At 70.7% G+C, this 15516-nt stretch carries 19 protein-coding genes and 1 pseudogene; 13 read left to right on the forward strand and 7 right to left on the reverse strand.

What is annotated here, in order from left to right; translation table 11 throughout:
* Positions 1–7: 7 nt before the first annotated feature.
* From ACGFML_RS19980 to ACGFML_RS19995, 4 genes are all read left to right on the forward strand, one after another.
* Positions 8–262, forward strand: coding sequence for a type B 50S ribosomal protein L31 (locus tag ACGFML_RS19980; RefSeq protein WP_393545403.1), 255 nt, complete (start codon positions 8–10; stop codon positions 260–262).
* Positions 262–1410 (forward strand): CobW family GTP-binding protein, encoded by a 1149-nt coding sequence (locus ACGFML_RS19985; RefSeq protein ID WP_393545405.1) that lies wholly within the window; start codon positions 262–264, stop codon positions 1408–1410. Before ACGFML_RS19980 ends, ACGFML_RS19985 begins: the two co-directional genes overlap by 1 nt.
* 55 nt (positions 1411–1465) lie before the next feature.
* Positions 1466–1702, forward strand: coding sequence for a 30S ribosomal protein S18 (gene rpsR / locus ACGFML_RS19990; RefSeq protein WP_393545407.1), 237 nt, complete (start codon positions 1466–1468; stop codon positions 1700–1702).
* Positions 1703–2067: 365 nt separating this feature from the next.
* Positions 2068–2307, forward strand: a complete 240-nt coding sequence (locus ACGFML_RS19995) for a DUF397 domain-containing protein (protein WP_393545409.1) — start codon at positions 2068–2070, stop codon at positions 2305–2307.
* A gap of 134 nt (positions 2308–2441) precedes the next feature.
* On the opposite strand, the gene ACGFML_RS20000 is transcribed toward ACGFML_RS19995, so the two are convergent.
* A complete protein-coding gene (locus ACGFML_RS20000) occupies positions 2442–2969 on the reverse strand; it encodes an ATP-binding protein (RefSeq protein WP_393545411.1) in 528 nt (175 codons plus the stop codon).
* A 310-nt stretch (positions 2970–3279) separates the two neighbouring features.
* Between ACGFML_RS20000 and ACGFML_RS20005 the strand changes: the two genes are divergently transcribed.
* From ACGFML_RS20005 to ACGFML_RS20030, 6 genes are all read left to right on the forward strand, one after another.
* A complete protein-coding gene (locus ACGFML_RS20005; RefSeq protein ID WP_393545412.1) occupies positions 3280–4143 on the forward strand; it encodes a helix-turn-helix domain-containing protein in 864 nt (287 codons plus the stop codon).
* Between the two features lie 84 nt (positions 4144–4227).
* Positions 4228–5685 carry an aldehyde dehydrogenase family protein gene (locus ACGFML_RS20010; RefSeq protein ID WP_393545414.1) on the forward strand — a complete coding sequence of 486 codons (1458 nt, stop codon included), beginning with the start codon at positions 4228–4230 and terminating at the stop codon, positions 5683–5685.
* A gap of 125 nt (positions 5686–5810) precedes the next feature.
* Complete coding sequence (locus ACGFML_RS20015) at positions 5811–6359, forward strand: DinB family protein (protein ID WP_393545416.1); 549 nt, start codon at positions 5811–5813, stop codon at positions 6357–6359.
* A 52-nt stretch (positions 6360–6411) separates the two neighbouring features.
* Positions 6412–7104 carry a PadR family transcriptional regulator gene (locus ACGFML_RS20020; RefSeq protein ID WP_393545418.1) on the forward strand — a complete coding sequence of 231 codons (693 nt, stop codon included), beginning with the start codon at positions 6412–6414 and terminating at the stop codon, positions 7102–7104.
* Between the two features lie 82 nt (positions 7105–7186).
* Positions 7187–8179 (forward strand): ATP-binding cassette domain-containing protein, encoded by a 993-nt coding sequence (locus tag ACGFML_RS20025; protein WP_393545419.1) that lies wholly within the window; start codon positions 7187–7189, stop codon positions 8177–8179.
* Entirely contained in the window at positions 8176–8967 is a 792-nt protein-coding gene (locus ACGFML_RS20030; protein WP_393545421.1) for an ABC transporter permease, read from the forward strand. The genes ACGFML_RS20025 and ACGFML_RS20030 overlap by 4 nt, the downstream gene beginning before the upstream one ends.
* Positions 8968–9094: 127 nt before the next feature.
* Here ACGFML_RS20030 and ACGFML_RS20035 read toward each other — a convergent pair whose 3' ends face one another.
* The 5 genes and pseudogenes from ACGFML_RS20035 to ACGFML_RS20055 all read right to left on the reverse strand — a co-directional run bounded on the left by ACGFML_RS20035 (position 9095) and on the right by ACGFML_RS20055 (position 13280).
* Positions 9095–10510, reverse strand: coding sequence for a glutamate decarboxylase (locus ACGFML_RS20035; RefSeq protein ID WP_393545423.1), 1416 nt, complete (start codon positions 10508–10510; stop codon positions 9095–9097).
* A gap of 16 nt (positions 10511–10526) precedes the next feature.
* On the reverse strand, positions 10527–11177 hold the full coding sequence (wrbA, locus tag ACGFML_RS20040; protein WP_393545425.1) for an NAD(P)H:quinone oxidoreductase: 651 nt from the start codon (positions 11175–11177) through the stop codon (positions 10527–10529).
* Positions 11178–11248: 71 nt separating this feature from the next.
* Positions 11249–12088 carry an SDR family NAD(P)-dependent oxidoreductase gene (locus ACGFML_RS20045; RefSeq protein ID WP_393545427.1) on the reverse strand — a complete coding sequence of 280 codons (840 nt, stop codon included), beginning with the start codon at positions 12086–12088 and terminating at the stop codon, positions 11249–11251.
* A 136-nt stretch (positions 12089–12224) separates the two neighbouring features.
* Complete coding sequence (locus ACGFML_RS20050; protein ID WP_393545429.1) at positions 12225–12446, reverse strand: DUF397 domain-containing protein; 222 nt, start codon at positions 12444–12446, stop codon at positions 12225–12227.
* Positions 12433–13280 (reverse strand): annotated as a pseudogene (locus ACGFML_RS20055) (helix-turn-helix domain-containing protein). Before ACGFML_RS20055 ends, ACGFML_RS20050 begins: the two are co-directional and overlap by 14 nt.
* A 117-nt stretch (positions 13281–13397) precedes the next feature.
* Here ACGFML_RS20055 and ACGFML_RS20060 point away from each other — a divergent pair.
* Complete coding sequence (locus ACGFML_RS20060; RefSeq protein WP_393545431.1) at positions 13398–13604, forward strand: hypothetical protein; 207 nt, start codon at positions 13398–13400, stop codon at positions 13602–13604.
* Complete coding sequence (locus ACGFML_RS20065; RefSeq protein ID WP_393545433.1) at positions 13601–13909, forward strand: hypothetical protein; 309 nt, start codon at positions 13601–13603, stop codon at positions 13907–13909. The genes ACGFML_RS20060 and ACGFML_RS20065 overlap by 4 nt, the downstream gene beginning before the upstream one ends.
* A 28-nt stretch (positions 13910–13937) precedes the next feature.
* Here the strand turns inward: ACGFML_RS20065 and leuE are convergent, their stop codons facing one another.
* Positions 13938–14600, reverse strand: a complete 663-nt coding sequence (gene leuE / locus ACGFML_RS20070) for a leucine efflux protein LeuE (RefSeq protein ID WP_393545435.1) — start codon at positions 14598–14600, stop codon at positions 13938–13940.
* Positions 14601–14734: 134 nt separating this feature from the next.
* On the opposite strand from leuE, the gene ACGFML_RS20075 reads away from it, so the two are divergent.
* Positions 14735–15493, forward strand: a complete 759-nt coding sequence (locus ACGFML_RS20075; protein WP_393545437.1) for a MerR family transcriptional regulator — start codon at positions 14735–14737, stop codon at positions 15491–15493.
* The last annotated feature ends 23 nt before the right edge of the window (positions 15494–15516 follow it).

The raw sequence follows: 15516 nt of genomic DNA on the forward strand, positions 1-15516 counted from the left end.
GACAGCGATGAAGCCTGGAATCCACCCCGCCTACGGGCCCGTCGTGTTCCGCGACCGGGCCGCCGGTCACGCCTTCCTGACCCGTTCGACCGCCACCAGTGAGAAGTCGGTCGAGTGGGAGGACGGCAACACCTATCCCGTCGTCGACGTCGAGATCTCCGCGGCGAGCCACCCCTTCTATACGGGCACCGCCCGAGTGCTGGACACCGCCGGCCGCGTCGAGCGGTTCGAGCGGCGCTACGGCCGGCGCGAGGCCCGCTGATGGAGCGGCTCGACGTCGTGCTGGTCGGCGGCCTGCACGCGGATGCGCGGCGGGCCGCCGTCGAGCGGCTGCTGCGCTCCGTGTCCGGCAGCGTCGCCCTGCACCACGACCTCGCCTCGGCGGCGGACGGCACCGTGCGGCGCACCCTCCGGGACGCCGACGGCACGCTCGCCACCGGTGACGCCCCGCTGGTCAACGACTGCGCCTGCTGTGCGCTGCGCGAGGACCTGGTGCCCGAGCTGGAGCGGCTGGCCGGGGGCCGGACCTGCCGGCTGGCGATCGTGGAGCTGTGGGACTCGGTCGAGCCGAAGGCGATGGCCGAGGTGATCACCGCGTGCGGGAGCGAGAACCTCGCCCTCACCGGGGTGATCACGGCCGTCGACCCGGCGCTGGTGCTCGCCTGCCTGGGGTGCGGTGACGATCTCGCCGAGGCCGGACTCGCGGCCGCCGCCTCCGACCGGCGCACCATCGCCGACACCTGGGCGCGGCAGCTCGAGTACGCGCCGGTGCTGGCGATCGCGGCCGGGGAGGAGGAGGCCGGGCCCGAGGACCTCGCGCTGCTCTCGCAGCTGCACCCAGTGGCGCGCCGGATTCCCGTCGCGTCGGCAGAGCTGGCGGCCGTCGCAACGGCCGGGTTCGACGTGGAGGCGGCCGCGGCGCGCCAGCACCCGGCGTGCGCGCTGCTGCCGCAGGCGGCGGACGCGGAGGGCGTGAGCACGCTCGTGTGGCGGCACACCCGGCCGTTCCATCCCGAGCGGCTCCATGCCGCGCTGGAGGACCTGACCTGCGCGGCCGCGCGCAGCCGGGGGCGGTTCTGGCTGGCCGACCGGCCGGACACGCTGCTGTCCTGGGACGCGGCCGGCGGTGCGCTGTGCGTGGAGAACTCCGGGCCCTGGCTGGCCTCGCTGCCGGACGCCGCCTGGGAACTGGTGCCGCCGGTGCGCCGGGCCGCGGCCGCGCTGGACTGGCACCCCGAGCACGGCGACCGCGCCCAGCACCTGGTCTTCACCTCGCCCGGACTGGACCACGACGGGCTCACGTCCCTGCTGGACTCCTGTCTGCTGACCGATGCCGAGTACGCGGGCGGCCCGCACGCCTGGAAGGGACTGGTGTCCGCCTTCGACGAGCTCCTCGACCCCGTGCCGTGACCCGGTCGTGGATCCGGCACGGATCCCGTCCCGCAGAACCCGTGAAGGAACTCCCATGCCCCGACGTCCCGCCCCCCGCCGCCGGACCATGCCCCGGCCCAATCCGCTGGACGCGGCGGGCATCACGTACATCGACTACAAGGACACCGATCTGCTGCGGAAGTTCCTCTCGGACCGCGGCAAGATACGCAGCCGCCGGGTCACCCGGGTCACCGCGCAGCAGCAGCGGCAGCTGACCCGCGCGATCAAGAACGCCAGGGAGATGGCCCTGCTGCCGTACGCCTCCCGGTGACGGGTGCCGTGCCGCCACGGCGCCTCCCGGTGGCGGGCGCCCCGCGGTGCGGGCGGAGATCCCCTGCGTGCCCTGCGCAGGGGATCTGCCGTGTGCGTGGTCGGGGCCGCCCTTCCGCCGACCGCGACGGAGGCGGGCCGTGGGCGCTCCGGGAACCCGGAGCCCGCGGCGTTCGTCCCTTCCCCGACCGGTGTGCGTCGTGCCCGGCCGGGCGGTGGGATCCGGCGTGGGATCCGGCGGAAGCGGTCGACGAGCTGTGACGGTGGCGGCACCCCCTGTCGTGCACGTGCATCTGCGCATGCATTTGCATGTGAACACAGATATGATCCCCGGCAGTTGTCGCCCATCCTCATCGGGAGAGCCCTGTGCCCCACGCATACAACGGCATGGCCGCAACGGATCTCCGTGACGCGGCCTGGCAGAAGAGCCGGCACAGCAATTCCCAGGGCTCCTGCGTCGAATTCGCGAAGCTGCCCGGGGGCGACATCGCGGTACGCAACTCCCGTTTCCCGGACGGGCCGGCGCTCATCTACACGCCGGCCGAGGTCGAGGCGATGCTGCTCGGCGTCAAGGACGGCGAGTTCGACCACCTCGTCCGCGACTAGCGGATCTCCCCCTCCCCGATCCGCCCCGTGCCGCCCCGCGCCGTGTGGGGAAGGGGCCATGACGAAGGCCCTGTCCCGGGCGGTCGTCCGCCGGGCAGGGCCCTGGAGAGGGTGGGGAGTCGGCGGCGCCGGCGCTACGGCAGCCGGAACTGCGCCCACACGATCTTGCCGTGCATCGCACCGGCCAGCCGGTGCCAGCCCCAACTGTCGCTGAAGGACTCCACGAGGTAGAGCCCGCGGCCGGATTCGGCGGCCGAGTCGGCCTCGCCCGCGACCGGTGAGGCGTCGCTGGGGTCGCGGACGGCGCAGATCAGCCGGGAGGACCAGCGCATCAGGTGCAGCCGGGCGGGCGCCGGGCCGGTGGCCGGTTCCGGAGCGCGGGGCTCCGGGACGCGGGCGCCCGGGGGGCGGGGATCGGCGGGGTCCAGGATCGCGTGCCGCAGGGCGTTGGTGACGAGCTCGGAGACCACCAGGGCGACTCCGTCGAAGAGCTCGTCCAGGTCCCAGTCCCGGAGTGTGTCGCGGGTGAACTTCCGTGCACCACCGACCGATTCGTACCGCGGCGGGAGCGTGCAGGACGCGGAGCCGGAGACGGACGAGGGGTCGACGGGAGGAAGGCCCTGCCATAACGGCTCGAGCATGGTCAAAACCGTGGTCCCCATGCGAGGCACTCCTGGCGTTCGCGGACGTCATGACCCTGGCCGGTCAGTCGGGTCTGGCGGATCTTTCACGAGCGTGCATGCGTGCGATGCCTATCGTTCCCAATGACCACGACAGATGCAAGGGCAGATGCACGTGCACGCGCCGTAATGGGGTGATCCCAGGCGGTTTGGTCGTGATTTTTCCTGCGACTTCATGTGGAGGGCTTGCGCGGAAGTCACGTATCGGTAATCGCATGAGCACTCAACGGAGCCTGAACGTGGCAGACTGCGGCGCACCATTCGACGGGGCGGGTCACAGGAGGGTCGGGAAGTGTCCGAAGGTGAGGCGAGCGGGTCGGTGGTCCGGCGCATTCTGCTGGGGGCGCAGCTCCGCAGACTGCGCGAATCGCGCGGCATAACCCGCGAGGCGGCCGGCTACTCGATCCGGGCGTCCGAATCCAAGATCAGCCGCATGGAACTGGGCCGGGTCAGCTTCAAGGCGCGGGACGTGGAGGATCTCCTCTCGCTCTACGGGGTCGGCGACGAGCAGGAACGCGATGCGCTGCTCTCCCTCGCCCGGGAGGCCAACGCGACGGGCTGGTGGCACAGTTACAGCGATGTACTGCCCGGCTGGTTCCAGACGTATGTCGGACTGGAGGGTTCGACTTCCCTCATCCGCAATTTCGAGGTCCAGTTCGTGCACGGGCTGTTGCAGACCGAGGGATATGCGCACGCCGTCGTCAAGAGCGGCATGCCCGGTGCCACCGACGCCGACATCGACCGCCGGGTCGCGCTGCGGCTGGAGCGCCAGAAGCTTCTGGTGGCCGAGCACCCCGCGGATTTCCACTGCGTCCTCGACGAGGCGGCGCTGCGCCGTCCGTACGGTGAACGTGCGGTGATGAGAGAGCAGTTGAGGCATCTGATCGAGCTGTCCGAGCGGCCGAATGTGCATCTTCAGGTCCTGCCGTTCAGCTTCGGTGGGCACGCGGCGGAGAGTGGCGCGTTCACCATGCTCGGCTTCCCGGATTCGGGGCTCCCGGACGTCGTCTATCTGGAACAGCTGACCAGCGCGCTGTACGTCGACAAGCCGGAGGAGGTCGCGCAGTACGCGCGGGCGATGGACCGGCTCCAGAAGGAAGGGCCGAATCCGGCCGAGACCCGCGATCTGCTCCGTGGTCTACTCCAACTGATGTGACGCGTGAGTAGGATGAAAAGCCATCAGGAGTCAGCACCCCCCAATGCGGCGCCCTGAGCGCCCTGTTCTCCAGATCGGGATGGCATGTCCTACTTCGACGACTTGGCCTATCAGTTCATCGACGGCGAGTGGCGCTCGGGCAGCGGCTCTTGGGACATCGTCGATTTCAATCCCTACAACGGCGAGAAGCTGTCCTCCATAACCGTCGCCACGGTCGAGGAGATCGATCTGGCCTACCGCGCCGCCGAGCGGGCGCAGCGCGAATGGGCCGCCACCAATCCGTACACCAGGCGACTGGTCTTCGAGCGGGCGCTGCGCATCATCGACGACCGCGAGGCGGAGCTGGGCGAGGCGATCGCCGCGGAGGTCGGCGGCACCCGGGCCAAGGTCGGCTTCGAGCTGCACCTCGTCCGGGAGTTCCTGCGCGAGGCGATCCAGCTGGCGCTGCGCGCCGAGGGGCGGATCCTGCCCTCGCCCGTGGACGGCAAGGAGAACCGCCTCTACCGGCTGCCGGTCGGTGTCGTCGGCGTGATCAGCCCGTTCAACTTCCCCTTCCTCCTGTCGATCAAGTCCGTCGCGCCGGCCCTGGCCCTGGGCAACGCCGTCGTCCTCAAGCCGCACCAGAACACCCCGATCTGCGGTGGCGGACTGGTCGCCAAGATCTTCGAGGAGGCCGGGCTGCCGGCCGGCCTGCTGAACGTCGTCGTCACCGACATCGCCGAGATCGGCGATGCGCTGATCGAGCACCCGGTACCCAAGACGATCTCCTTCACCGGCTCGGAGAAGGTGGGTCGCCATGTCGCGACGGTCGCCGCCTCCCACTTCAAGCACGCCATCCTCGAACTGGGCGGCAACAGCGCGCTGGTCGTCCTGGACGACGCCGACATCGACTACGCCGTCGACGCCGCGGTCTTCAGCCGCTTCGTCCACCAGGGCCAGGTCTGCATGGCCGCCAACCGCGTGCTCGTGGACCGCGCGGTGGAGCGGGAGTTCACCGAGAAGTTCGTCGCCAAGGTCGCGTCCCTGAAGGTCGGCGACCCCACGGACCCGGGCACCCACATCGGGCCGCTGATCAACGAGGGTCAGGCCGAGGCCATCACCGCGCTGGTGGACCGGGCCCTCGCCGACGGCGCCGCCGCGCTCCTCCACGGCGAGACCCGGGGCACCCTCGTCGCGCCGAGCGTACTGAGCGGACTGTCCGAGGACTCCCCGCTGCTGGCCCAGGAGATCTTCGGCCCGGTCGTCCTGCTGATTCCCTTCGACGGCGACGACGAGGCCGTACGGCTCACCAACTCCTCGCCGTACGGGCTCAGCGGCGCCGTGCACACCGCGGACATCGAGCGCGGTGTGCGGTTCGCCAAGCGGATCGACACCGGCATGATCCACATCAATGACGGCACGGTGCACGACGAGCCGATCGTGCCCTTCGGCGGCGAGAAGAGCTCCGGGGTGGGGCGGCTGAACGGCGACGCGATGGTGGAGGCGTTCACCACGACGAAGTGGATCTCCATTCAGCACGGGCGGTCGCGGTTCCCGTTCTGAGGGCGAGAACCGTAGGCGTTGCGGACAGAAGTTGGCCGCAACGGTCCGTAGCGTGAGGGGTGTTGAAGGCGGGCGGCCCGGGGTCGCCCGCCGGAGCATCCCACACGCCACGAAAGGCGGCTGTCATGCCCACTCACGTTATTGCCGAGGCCCACGGGGACGAGCGCGGCGCACTGCTGGCCTTTTTGGAGGCGCAGCGCGGCGGCCTGCGACGGGCGCTGCTCGGTCTGACCGACGAGCAGGCCGCGGCCCGGCCGAGCGCCAGCGAACTGACGCTGGGCGGGCTGGTCAAGCATGTCGCGGAGGTCGAGCAGGGCTGGGTCGAGCGGGCCCAGGAGCTGCCGCAGTCCGTGGCGCGCGACCAGGGCAATTGGCACCTGAGCTTCCGGATCGCGGACGGCGAGACGCCGGCCGGTGTGCTGGCGTACTGGGACGAGGTCGCCCGCCGGACGGAGAAGTTCATCCGCGACGTGCCGAGCCTGGACGACACCTTCCCGCTGCCCGAGGCGCCCTGGTTCCCGCCGCAGGCGCGGCAGTCGATGCGCTGGCTGGTGCTGCATCTGATCGAGGAGACCGCGCGGCACGCCGGGCACGCCGACATCCTCCGCGAGTCCCTCGACGGCCGGACCGCCTTCGAGCTGGTGGACGAGGAGCGGACGGCGCGCGAGGGGTAGCGCACCGGCCCGTCTAGGCTGGCGGCGTAGGCGGGTAAGGGGTTGAGGGACGATGTCGGCGATCCGGCTGTTGGTGTTGGGCGCCGTGCGGCAGCACGGGCGGGCACACGGCTATCAGGTGCGCAACGACCTGGAGTACTGGGGCGCCCATGACTGGTCCAACGCCAAGCCGGGGTCGATCTATCACGCGCTCAAGCAGATGGCCAAGCAGGGACTGCTGGTCGCCCACGACGTCGCGCCCAGCACCGCCGGCGGCCCGCCCCGTACCGAGTACGAGCTGACCGCGGCGGGCGAGGCGGAGTTCTTCGCGCTGCTGCGCGCGGCGCTCTCCCGGCACGACCAGAAGGCCGACGTGCTGAGCGCGGGCATCGGATTCCTCCTCGACCTGCCGCGGGCCGAGGCGGTGGCACTGCTCGAGGAGCGGGTGCGGGGCCTGGAGGAGTGGCGCAGCACGGTCACCGAGTACTACACGCCCGAGGAAGGGCCCGGCCGGCTCGGCCACATCGGCGAGATCATGAACATGTGGGTGTGCTCCGCGGACAGCGGCGCGGAGTGGACCCGCGGGCTGATCGAGCGGATCGAGGGCGGCGCGTACGTCTTCGCGGGGGAGGGCGCGCCGTTCGTGGGGGTGCTCGCGGAGGGGCAGGAGAACCCGTACGCGACGGGCGGCGGGAAGCGGGAGGACCGGCGGTCCGCCGAGGGGTCCGGCGCGGCCCGGGACGTCGGTCCATCAGAAATCTGTTAATCAAGTTTGACTAATGAAGGGTTCGGCATTACCTTCTGCGCGTGTAGTCAAATTTGACTACACGCGGAAGGGAGGGGAGCTCGTGACTGACCGCGATCCCGCGCATGCCGCGGATCCTGTGATCGTCGTCGAAGCACTGCACAAGACCTACGGCACCCACACAGCCCTGGACGGCCTCGATCTCGCTGTCGGGCAGGGCACCGTGCACGCCGTCCTCGGCCCGAACGGCGCCGGCAAGACCACCCTCGTACGGATCTTGTCCACGCTCCTGCGGCACGACGGCGGCCGGGCCGAGGTGGCCGGCTTCGATGTGCTGCGGGAGCCGGACGAGGTACGGCGGCGGATCGGGCTGCTGGGGCAGCACGCCGCCGTGGACGAGGAGCTCAGCGGGCGCCAGAACCTGGAGATGTTCGGGCGGCTGTTCCACCTGGGGCCGCGCCGGGCCGGCGAGCGGGCCGACGAGCTGCTGGCGCGGTTCGGGCTCGACGGGACCGGCCGCAAGGCGGTGGCCCAGTACAGCGGCGGGATGCGGCGTCGCCTCGACCTGGCGGCGAGCCTGGTCATGGCGCCCCGCGTCCTCTTCCTCGACGAGCCGACGACCGGGCTCGACCCGCGCGGCCGCAGCGAGGTGTGGAACGCGGTGCGGTCGCTGGTCGACGGCGGGACGACGGTGCTGCTGACCACGCAGTACCTGGAGGAGGCCGATCAGCTCGCGGACCGGATCTCGGTGGTGGACGGCGGCCGGCTGGTCGCGGACGGCACGGCGGACGAGCTCAAGAGCGCGACCGGCGGCGACCGGCTGGATGTCGTGTTGCGCGACGGTCGCCAACTCGGCGCAGCCACCGAGCTGTTGGAGCGTCTGGCGGCGGTGGTCGCGGGCGGCGGCGCGGTGGCGGTGGCCGCGGACGAGCGGCGGCTGAACGCCCCGGTGGCGGACCGTAGGGCCGCGCTGACGGACGCCGTACGGGTGCTGGACGGCGCCGGGATCGAGGTGGCGGACATCGCGCTGCGGCGGCCGACGCTGGACGAGGTGTTTCTGCATCTGACGGGGGACAAGGAGGGCGCGGGCCGATGAGCGGTGTGGCGTGGGCGGTGACGGACTCCTGGACGATGACCCGGCGCGGGCTGGCGCACTGGGCGCGGCAGCCGGTGCAGGTCGTGGTCGGCCTGGCCTTCCCGGTGATGATGCTGGTGATGTTCGGGTACTTCCTGGGCGGCGGGATGACCGTGCCGGGCGGCGGCGGATACACGGCGTACCTGGTCCCGGGGATGCTGGCGCTGACCATGGCGTTCGGGCTCGAGGCGACGATGATCGCGGTCACCCGGGATCTCGGCAGGGGGGTGATCGACAGGTTCCGGTCGATGCCGATGGCGTCGTCGGCGGTGCTGGTCGGCCGGAGCGTCCTGGACATGCTCCAGTCGGCGCTGAGCCTGCTGGTGATGATCGGTGTGGGGCTGGCGATGGGCTGGCGCTGGCACGGCGGACCGGGCGGCGCGGCGGCAGCGGTGGGCCTGCTGCTTCTGCTGCGGTTCGCGATGCTGTGGATCGGGATCTACCTGGGGCTGGTCGCGGGCCGGCCGGAGATGGTGCAGGCCGTGCAGATCCTGGTCTGGCCCGTCGGCTTCCTGTCGAACGTGTTCGTCTCCGCGGAGTCGATGCCGGGCTGGCTGGGGGCGGTCGCGGAGTGGAATCCGATGTCGGCGACGGCGAGCGCGGTACGGGAGCTGTTCGCCAACCCGCGCTGGACCGGCGACAGCTGGGCGGCCGGACATGCGGAGGTGCTGGCGCTGGTGTGGCCGGTGGTGCTGCTGGTGGTGTTCTTCCCGTTGGCGGTGCGGCGGTACCGGGGGCTGGGACGGTGAGGTGAGCGCACGGGCGGGGCGGGTGGACCAGAGCGTCCGCCCGTTCCGCCCCGTTCCGCCCCGTCCCGTCCCGTCCCGTCGCGGTGCCCTCCGAGCGGTGTCCGCCCCACCGGCCGCCGCCGGGCCGTCAGTGGTGAAAGGCGGTGGCCTTCTGCTCCGAGAGGTCCAACGGGCCGGACTGTTCCCGCAGTTCGGGCAGTAGCTGCTCCAGGTCCGCCATGAACAGCTCGGCGAGGTCCTCGGAGAAGCCGTTGCGGCAGACCACCCGCAGCACGGACAGGTCCTGCCGGTTCTCCGGGAAGGAGTACGCCGGGAGCAGCCAGCCGCGCTCCTTCATCCGCCGGGAGACGTCGAAGACGTCGAAGGCGGTGACGCCGTCGGCGGTGGTGAAGGCGAAGACCGGCAGCTCGTCACCGTGGGTCAGCATCCGGAAGTCGCCCAGCGCGCCGACCCGTTCGGCCAGCGAGCGGGCCACGTCGCGGGTCGCCTGCTGGACGGCGCGGAAGCCGGCCCGGCCGAGCCGCAGGAAGGTGTAGTACTGGGCGACCACCTGGGCGCCCGGCCGGGAGAAGTTGAGCGCGAAGGTCGGCATGTCGCCGCCCAGATAGTTCACCCGGAAGACCAGATCCTCCGGCAGCGCCTCCTGGTCCCGCCACAGCGCCCAGCCGACACCCGGGAAGACCAGGCCGTACTTGTGCCCCGAGGTGTTGATGGAGGCGACCCGCGGCAGCTGGAAGTCCCACACCAGCTCCGGGTCGAGGAACGGCGCGATCATGGCGCCGGACGCGCCGTCCACGTGCACCGGGATGTCCCAGCCGGTGCGCTCCTGGAGGTCGTCGAGCGCCCCGCAGATCTCGCCCACCGGCTCGTAGGACCCGTCGAAGGTCGAGCCGAGGATGGCGACGACGCCGATCGTGTTCTCGTCGCAGAGGTCCACGGCGGTTGCCGCGTCGAGGTGGAAGCGATCGCCCTCCATCGGGACCTGGCGCGCCTCGACCTCCCAGAAGTTGCAGAACTTCTCCCAGCAGACCTGGACGTTGGCGCCCATGACGAGGTTGGGCCGGGCGCTGCCCGGATAGCGGTCCTGGTTGCGCTGTGCCCAGCGACGCTTCAGGGCCATCCCGGCCAGCATGCACGCCTCGCTCGACCCGGTGGTCGAGCAGCCGATGGCGGACGCCGGATCGGGCGCGTGCCACAGGTTGGCGAGCATCGCCACGCACCGCTTCTCCAGCTCCGCGGTGCGCGGGTACTCGTCCTTGTCGATCATGTTCTTGTCGCGGCACTCGGCCATCAGCACGCCGGCCTGCGGCTCCATCCAGGTGGTGACGAAGGTCGCCAGGTTGAGCCGGGAGTTGCCGTCCAGCATCAGCTCGTCGTGGACGAACTGATAGGCGGTGTGCGGCGAGACCGGGCCGTCCGGCAGGGTGTGCTGCGGCGGCGAGGTGACCATGCCCGCCACCGGGTCGGCCTCGCCGTAGAAGGGGTTCACCGGGTGCTGGGCGGCCTGGCGGACGCTGTCGGATGCGCCTTTGTGGAGAGTCATGACTGCCTGGCCTCCGTCAATCGGCCTGTGAGAGGCCGCACTTGAGGGCTCTGGTGAACTTCACGACGCGCTTCGCCTGGACCCGGGCGGCGGTGCGCGCCTCGTCGTCCACGGGGGTGTCCGGGCCGCCGACGTGCGAGGTCCCGTACGGATTCCCGTCGGCGAACTTCGCCGGGTCGGTGTACCCGGGGGTCACGAGGATGCCGCCGAAGTGATGGATGGTGTTGTAGAGCGCGAGGAGGGTGGACTCCTGTCCGCCGTGCTTGGTGGCGGACGCCGTGAAGCCGCTGTAGACCTTGTCGGCCAGATGGCCCTGCTGCCAGTGGCCGCCCAGGGTGTCGAGGTACTGCTTGAGCTGCGAGGTGACATTTCCGAAGCGGGTGGGCGTACCGAAGATCACCGCGTCCGCCCAGAGCATGTCCTCGGCCGCCGCCTCCAGGATGTCGGCGGTCGCCCTGGCGTTCGCCGCCCAGGCCGGATTGGCGTCGATGGCCGCCTGCGGCGCCAGCTCGGCGGCCCGGCGCAGCCGCACCTCCGCGCCTTCGTGCTCGGCGGCGTCCGCGATCACCTGGGCGAGCTCGGCGATGGTGCCCGTCGACGAGTAGTAGATGACGGCTACGTGCACCGGTGGCGGGTGGGGCGGGCCAGGGGGCGCGGCTGCGGGCATGGGTATACCTCCTGAAACCCGACAATAGGGGCAGGAGTGGAGCGGGGCCTGCGGGGTTCGGCCAGAGGGGGCTACCCGGCCCCGGGGGCGTCGCCGGGCCGTTCGACGAGAGTGCGGGTCAGCCGCATCAGGCGGGCGCGGGCCTCGGCGTCATACGCCTGCTCGTGCGCCCGGGCGTCGGTGAACCGGTCGAAGTAGCGGCCCGTGGTGGACGCCAGCTCCGGGTCGGTGAGCAGCCGCACGGTCGGCCGCACGCCCTCCTCGACGCCGGTCGCCGGGGTCAGGCCGTACGCCCGCACCCCCTCGGTGTCCATCAGGTGCGCCGGGTGCAGGGTGTTCACCGTGACGCCGGTGCCGTCGAGCTCCGCGGCGAGCTCGAACGTGGCCATGATCAGGGCGAGTTTGCTGCGGCAGTAGGCCCGCAGCCCCTCGTAGTCCCGCTCCAGCATGACGTTGTCGAAGTCGATGGCCTCCTGCCCTATCGAGGCGACGTTGACGACGCGGGCCGGCGCCGAGGCGGTGAGCAGCGGCAGCAGGTCGCGAGTGAGGGCGTACGGGGCGAGGTGGTTCACGGCGAACCGCAGCTCGTATCCCTGCGCGCTCAGTTCCCGGGTGAGCGGCTCGGCGCCGCCGCCCGCGACGGCGTTGTTGACCAGGCCGTCGAGCCGGGGCTCGGCCGCCCGGATCTCGGCGGCCAACGCGTGGACCTGGTCCAGGTCGGACAGGTCCGCGAGGTAGGTGCGGACGGTGGCGTTGGGGGCGACGGCCCGGACCTCGGCCGCCACGGCGTCGAGACGGGCGCGGTCCCGGCCGTGCAGCAGGAGGGTGCCGCCACGTGCGGCGAGGTCGAGAGCGAGGCCACGGCCGAGGCCCTGGGTCGCGCCGGTGATCAGAGTGGTGGGTCGGCTCATGCGGCCAGCGTGGCAGCGGATTGCCGGGGGAGGGGAGAGCGTGCCGAACCTGGTGTGGCGACCACCAGGGAACCCACCGGGGAACGCGAGCGGCCCCCGTGAGGGGGTGTCACGGGGGCCGCTCGCGCTCGGTGGCTCAGGAGTCCGTCAGCTCGCCCGCCTTGACGGCGCCGACGAAGGACGTCCAGCCGGCGGCCGGGAAGACGAGCACCGGGCCGTGCCGGTCCTTGCTGTCACGGACGGGGACGAGGCCGGGGAGGTCGTCGCGGACCTCGATGCAGTTGGCGCCGTCGGGGTTGCTGTAGCTGCTCTTGCGCCAGGTGGCAGAGGTCAGGTCGATCCTCTTACTGCGCTTCATCTCTGTAGCCCCTTGCCGCTTCCTCGATCATGGCCAGGGACGCCTCGGGAGGCACTGCGGCGGCCCTCAGGAGATCGTACGACCTCCGATGGTCCGTCACGTATGGCGGATAGTCGATGGATTCACCGTTGAATGTGCCTTCGACCCAGACCAGCGGTGGGGCGTCCGAGATAGTCATCACACGGACTTCGCCGCCCATCATGAGCGGGTATCCGATGGTTGCCTCCGGAAGGATCTGCAGCACGCTCCGCGTGGACCGGATCACTTGGACGATGTGCTCCAGCTGCTCGGCCATCTCCTCAGGAGGGAGCAACGGCTTGCTGATCAGCTCCTCGCGCAGGATTGCCCAGTACGCAGGGCGGTCATTGCGCGTCCAGAGCTGCGCACGCACTATCCGTGCCCGGACGTTGTGTTCGGCATCCTCGGGTTCCTCCCACGGTTTCGCGACCCGGATCAGCTCCCGGATGTACGACTCGGTCTGGAGTAGCCCTGGAATAATGAACGGCGCCCATTCCTCGATCGTCACGGCCTGCTTCTCCAGGTCTGGGATATCCGCGAAGTACGCCGGATGCCCAGCTCGCCGCGCCCGCTGCGCATCTTCACAACGCCGCTCGAAAAACCCGTTCGTCTCCAGCTTCCGGTCGACATAGACGGCCAGACCCTCGGCATCCCGCGCTCGCCCCGTTCGATCTGGCTGAGGAACGAGATGCCGCGGAAGCTCCCTTCCGCCAACTGTTCGAGCGTGAGGCCCGCCGTTTCCCTCAGATAGCGCAACTCGGCGCCATAGAAGCTGGGAACACTTGCTGACGCATCGGGATCCTTACGAGGAGGCATCGTTCATCACCCCATTTGCCGGATTGCCGTGCGCAACCCAATTGCCTTCCACGCTACGTGGGTTGACGCCACGCTGTGAGGGATTCGTCACCATGCGCACAGGAAGGCGTACGACGCATGCCAGACCACCACGACGACGCACACGAGAGCGCCGATCTGCTGCTCGCCGCGCTCCGGGCCAACGGCATCACCCTGCCGTCGCTCGGCGTCGACCTGCCGAGCCTCGCGGGCAGCTACGGCGTCCCGCTCGTCGCGCTCGGCAACTGCAACGCGGCCACCGCCCGCAAGCTGGCCGAGGCGCTCCACAAGGCAGCCGCCGGATGACCTTTCACCGGCTGCTGCGCCGGCTGCTTCCCGGGCGTGGTCGCCACCGCGCCCTCAACGGCCCGACCACGGGCACCACTTGGCCCGCGGAGGAACCGATGATGCGTCGCCGCCTCGTCTGCGTACGCCGGGTGCCGCCCGCGCTGCTCCTGATGTGCAGCGCGGACAGCCGCCCCGTACGCCCCTATGTGCTCAGCACCGAGGAATGGCACGAGCGACCGGAGCACACCGCCCGGCGCGAGGAAATGGCGGAGGCCGTCAGGCGGCTGAACAAATGGTCGTCGGGCGGGGGCGGGCGGCGCTGAGCGGCCCCGCCCCCGGAGCCGGGACGGCTCAGCTCGCGCTGGCCAGGGACAGCTTCGCGGCGAAGCCGAGGAACGCCGCGCCCGCGCCCGCCGAGAGGCCGGCGGTCAGCTTCCTGCGGCGGCGGAAGGTGGCCGCCAGGAACGTACCGCTGAAGATCAGGATCGAGAGGTACGTGAAGCTGAACAGCTGCGCCCAGGCGCCCAGCGTCACGAACGACAGGACCGGGTGGGCGTACGACGGGTCCACGAACTGCACGAAGAAGGAGATGAAGAAGAGGATCGCCTTCGGGTTGAGCAGGCTGATCACGAAGGCCCGGCGGTAGGGGCGCTCCACGGTGTCCTTGGGCTCGGCGGACTTGCCGGCGAGCTCCGCCCGGCGGGCCGCACGGCCGCGCCACAGCGACACGGCGCCGCGCAGCATGCCGACCGCCAGCCAGGTCAGATAGCCGGCACCGGCGAATTTCACGATCGTGAAGAGGACCGGAGTGGTCTGGAGGAGCGAGGCCACCCCGCCGGCCGACAGCGTCATCAGGACGGTGTCGCCGCACAGCACACCGAGCGCGGCGCGATACGCCACGCGCGGGCCGCGGCGGGCCGCCACCGACACGACGTACAGCGAATTCGGGCCCGGCAGCAGAATGATCAGCGCGAGGCCCACCAAATAGGTCGACAGATCCGTTATCCCCAGCATGTGCGGCAGGGTCTCACCTCGCGGGCCGGCGCCTCACCGGCTTTTCAGGATGTGGGCTTGCACCTCACGCGGCGTGAGGACACATCGTTGCGTGCGTACTCGAAACCACCCGACGGAAAAGGGAGCGGAGAGCGATGAGCCATTCGGTGGGGCAGGTCGCGGCGTTCGCCGGGATCACGGTGCGGACCCTGCACCACTACGACGAGATCGGGCTGCTGGTGCCCAGTGAGCGCAATCACGCGGGGCACCGCCGCTACGGCGAGGACGACCTCGACCGGCTGCAGCAGATCCTGTTCTACCGGCGGCTCGGCTTTCCGCTCGAAGAGGTCGTGGTCCTCCTGGACGATCCGGGCGCGGACCCCCAGGAACATCTGCGGCGCCAGCACGATCTGCTGCGCACCCGGATCGGCGCGCTCCAGGAAATGGCCGCCGCCGTCGAACACGCGATGGAGGCACGCAGGATGAACGTACGGCTCACACCGGAGGAGAAGTTCGAGGTGTTCGGGGGATTCGATCCGGACGCGTACGCGGCGGAGGCCGAGCGGCGGTGGGGCGGCACCGACGCGTACCAGGAGTCGCAGCGCCGGGCGGCCGCCTGCACCAAGGACGACTGGAAGCGGCTGACCGGGGAATTCGACGCCATCCACCGGAAGGTGGCGGATCTGCTGGCGCAGGGGGTGGCGGCGGAGTCCGAGGCGGCGATGGACGTGGCCGAGGAGCACCGGCGGTTCATCAGCGACTCGTACTACGACTGCGGCCACGAGATGCACACGGGGCTCGGCGAGATGTATGTCGCCGACGAGCGGTTCACCGCCACCTACGAGGCGATCCGGCCCGGTCTGGCGGTCTATATGCGCGATGCGATGCTGGCGAACGCCCTGCGGCACATGTGAGCCGGGCGGCGTCCGCGGGGCGG

Origin of the sequence: Streptomyces sp. NPDC048650 (assembly GCF_043199095.1) — a bacterium.
Lineage (GTDB): Bacteria > Actinomycetota > Actinomycetes > Streptomycetales > Streptomycetaceae > Streptomyces.

Bases quoted from the DNA above. Each gene is read 5' to 3' on its own strand.
- ACGFML_RS19980 (WP_393545403.1), top strand. From the start codon at position 8: ATGAAGCCTGGAATCCACCCCGCCTACGGGCCCGTCGTGTTCCGCGAC.
- ACGFML_RS19985 (WP_393545405.1), top strand. From the start codon at position 262: ATGGAGCGGCTCGACGTCGTGCTGGTCGGCGGCCTGCACGCGGATGCG.
- rpsR (WP_393545407.1), top strand. From the start codon at position 1,466: ATGCCCCGACGTCCCGCCCCCCGCCGCCGGACCATGCCCCGGCCCAAT.
- ACGFML_RS20000 (WP_393545411.1), bottom strand. From the start codon at position 2,969: ATGGGGACCACGGTTTTGACCATGCTCGAGCCGTTATGGCAGGGCCTT.
- ACGFML_RS20010 (WP_393545414.1), top strand. From the start codon at position 4,228: ATGTCCTACTTCGACGACTTGGCCTATCAGTTCATCGACGGCGAGTGG.
- ACGFML_RS20015 (WP_393545416.1), top strand. From the start codon at position 5,811: ATGCCCACTCACGTTATTGCCGAGGCCCACGGGGACGAGCGCGGCGCA.
- ACGFML_RS20020 (WP_393545418.1), top strand. From the start codon at position 6,412: ATGTCGGCGATCCGGCTGTTGGTGTTGGGCGCCGTGCGGCAGCACGGG.
- ACGFML_RS20030 (WP_393545421.1), top strand. From the start codon at position 8,176: ATGAGCGGTGTGGCGTGGGCGGTGACGGACTCCTGGACGATGACCCGG.
- ACGFML_RS20035 (WP_393545423.1), bottom strand. From the start codon at position 10,510: ATGACTCTCCACAAAGGCGCATCCGACAGCGTCCGCCAGGCCGCCCAG.
- wrbA (WP_393545425.1), bottom strand. From the start codon at position 11,177: ATGCCCGCAGCCGCGCCCCCTGGCCCGCCCCACCCGCCACCGGTGCAC.
- ACGFML_RS20045 (WP_393545427.1), bottom strand. From the start codon at position 12,088: ATGAGCCGACCCACCACTCTGATCACCGGCGCGACCCAGGGCCTCGGC.
- ACGFML_RS20050 (WP_393545429.1), bottom strand. From the start codon at position 12,446: ATGAAGCGCAGTAAGAGGATCGACCTGACCTCTGCCACCTGGCGCAAG.
- ACGFML_RS20060 (WP_393545431.1), top strand. From the start codon at position 13,398: ATGCCAGACCACCACGACGACGCACACGAGAGCGCCGATCTGCTGCTC.
- ACGFML_RS20065 (WP_393545433.1), top strand. From the start codon at position 13,601: ATGACCTTTCACCGGCTGCTGCGCCGGCTGCTTCCCGGGCGTGGTCGC.
- leuE (WP_393545435.1), bottom strand. From the start codon at position 14,600: ATGCTGGGGATAACGGATCTGTCGACCTATTTGGTGGGCCTCGCGCTG.
- ACGFML_RS20075 (WP_393545437.1), top strand. From the start codon at position 14,735: ATGAGCCATTCGGTGGGGCAGGTCGCGGCGTTCGCCGGGATCACGGTG.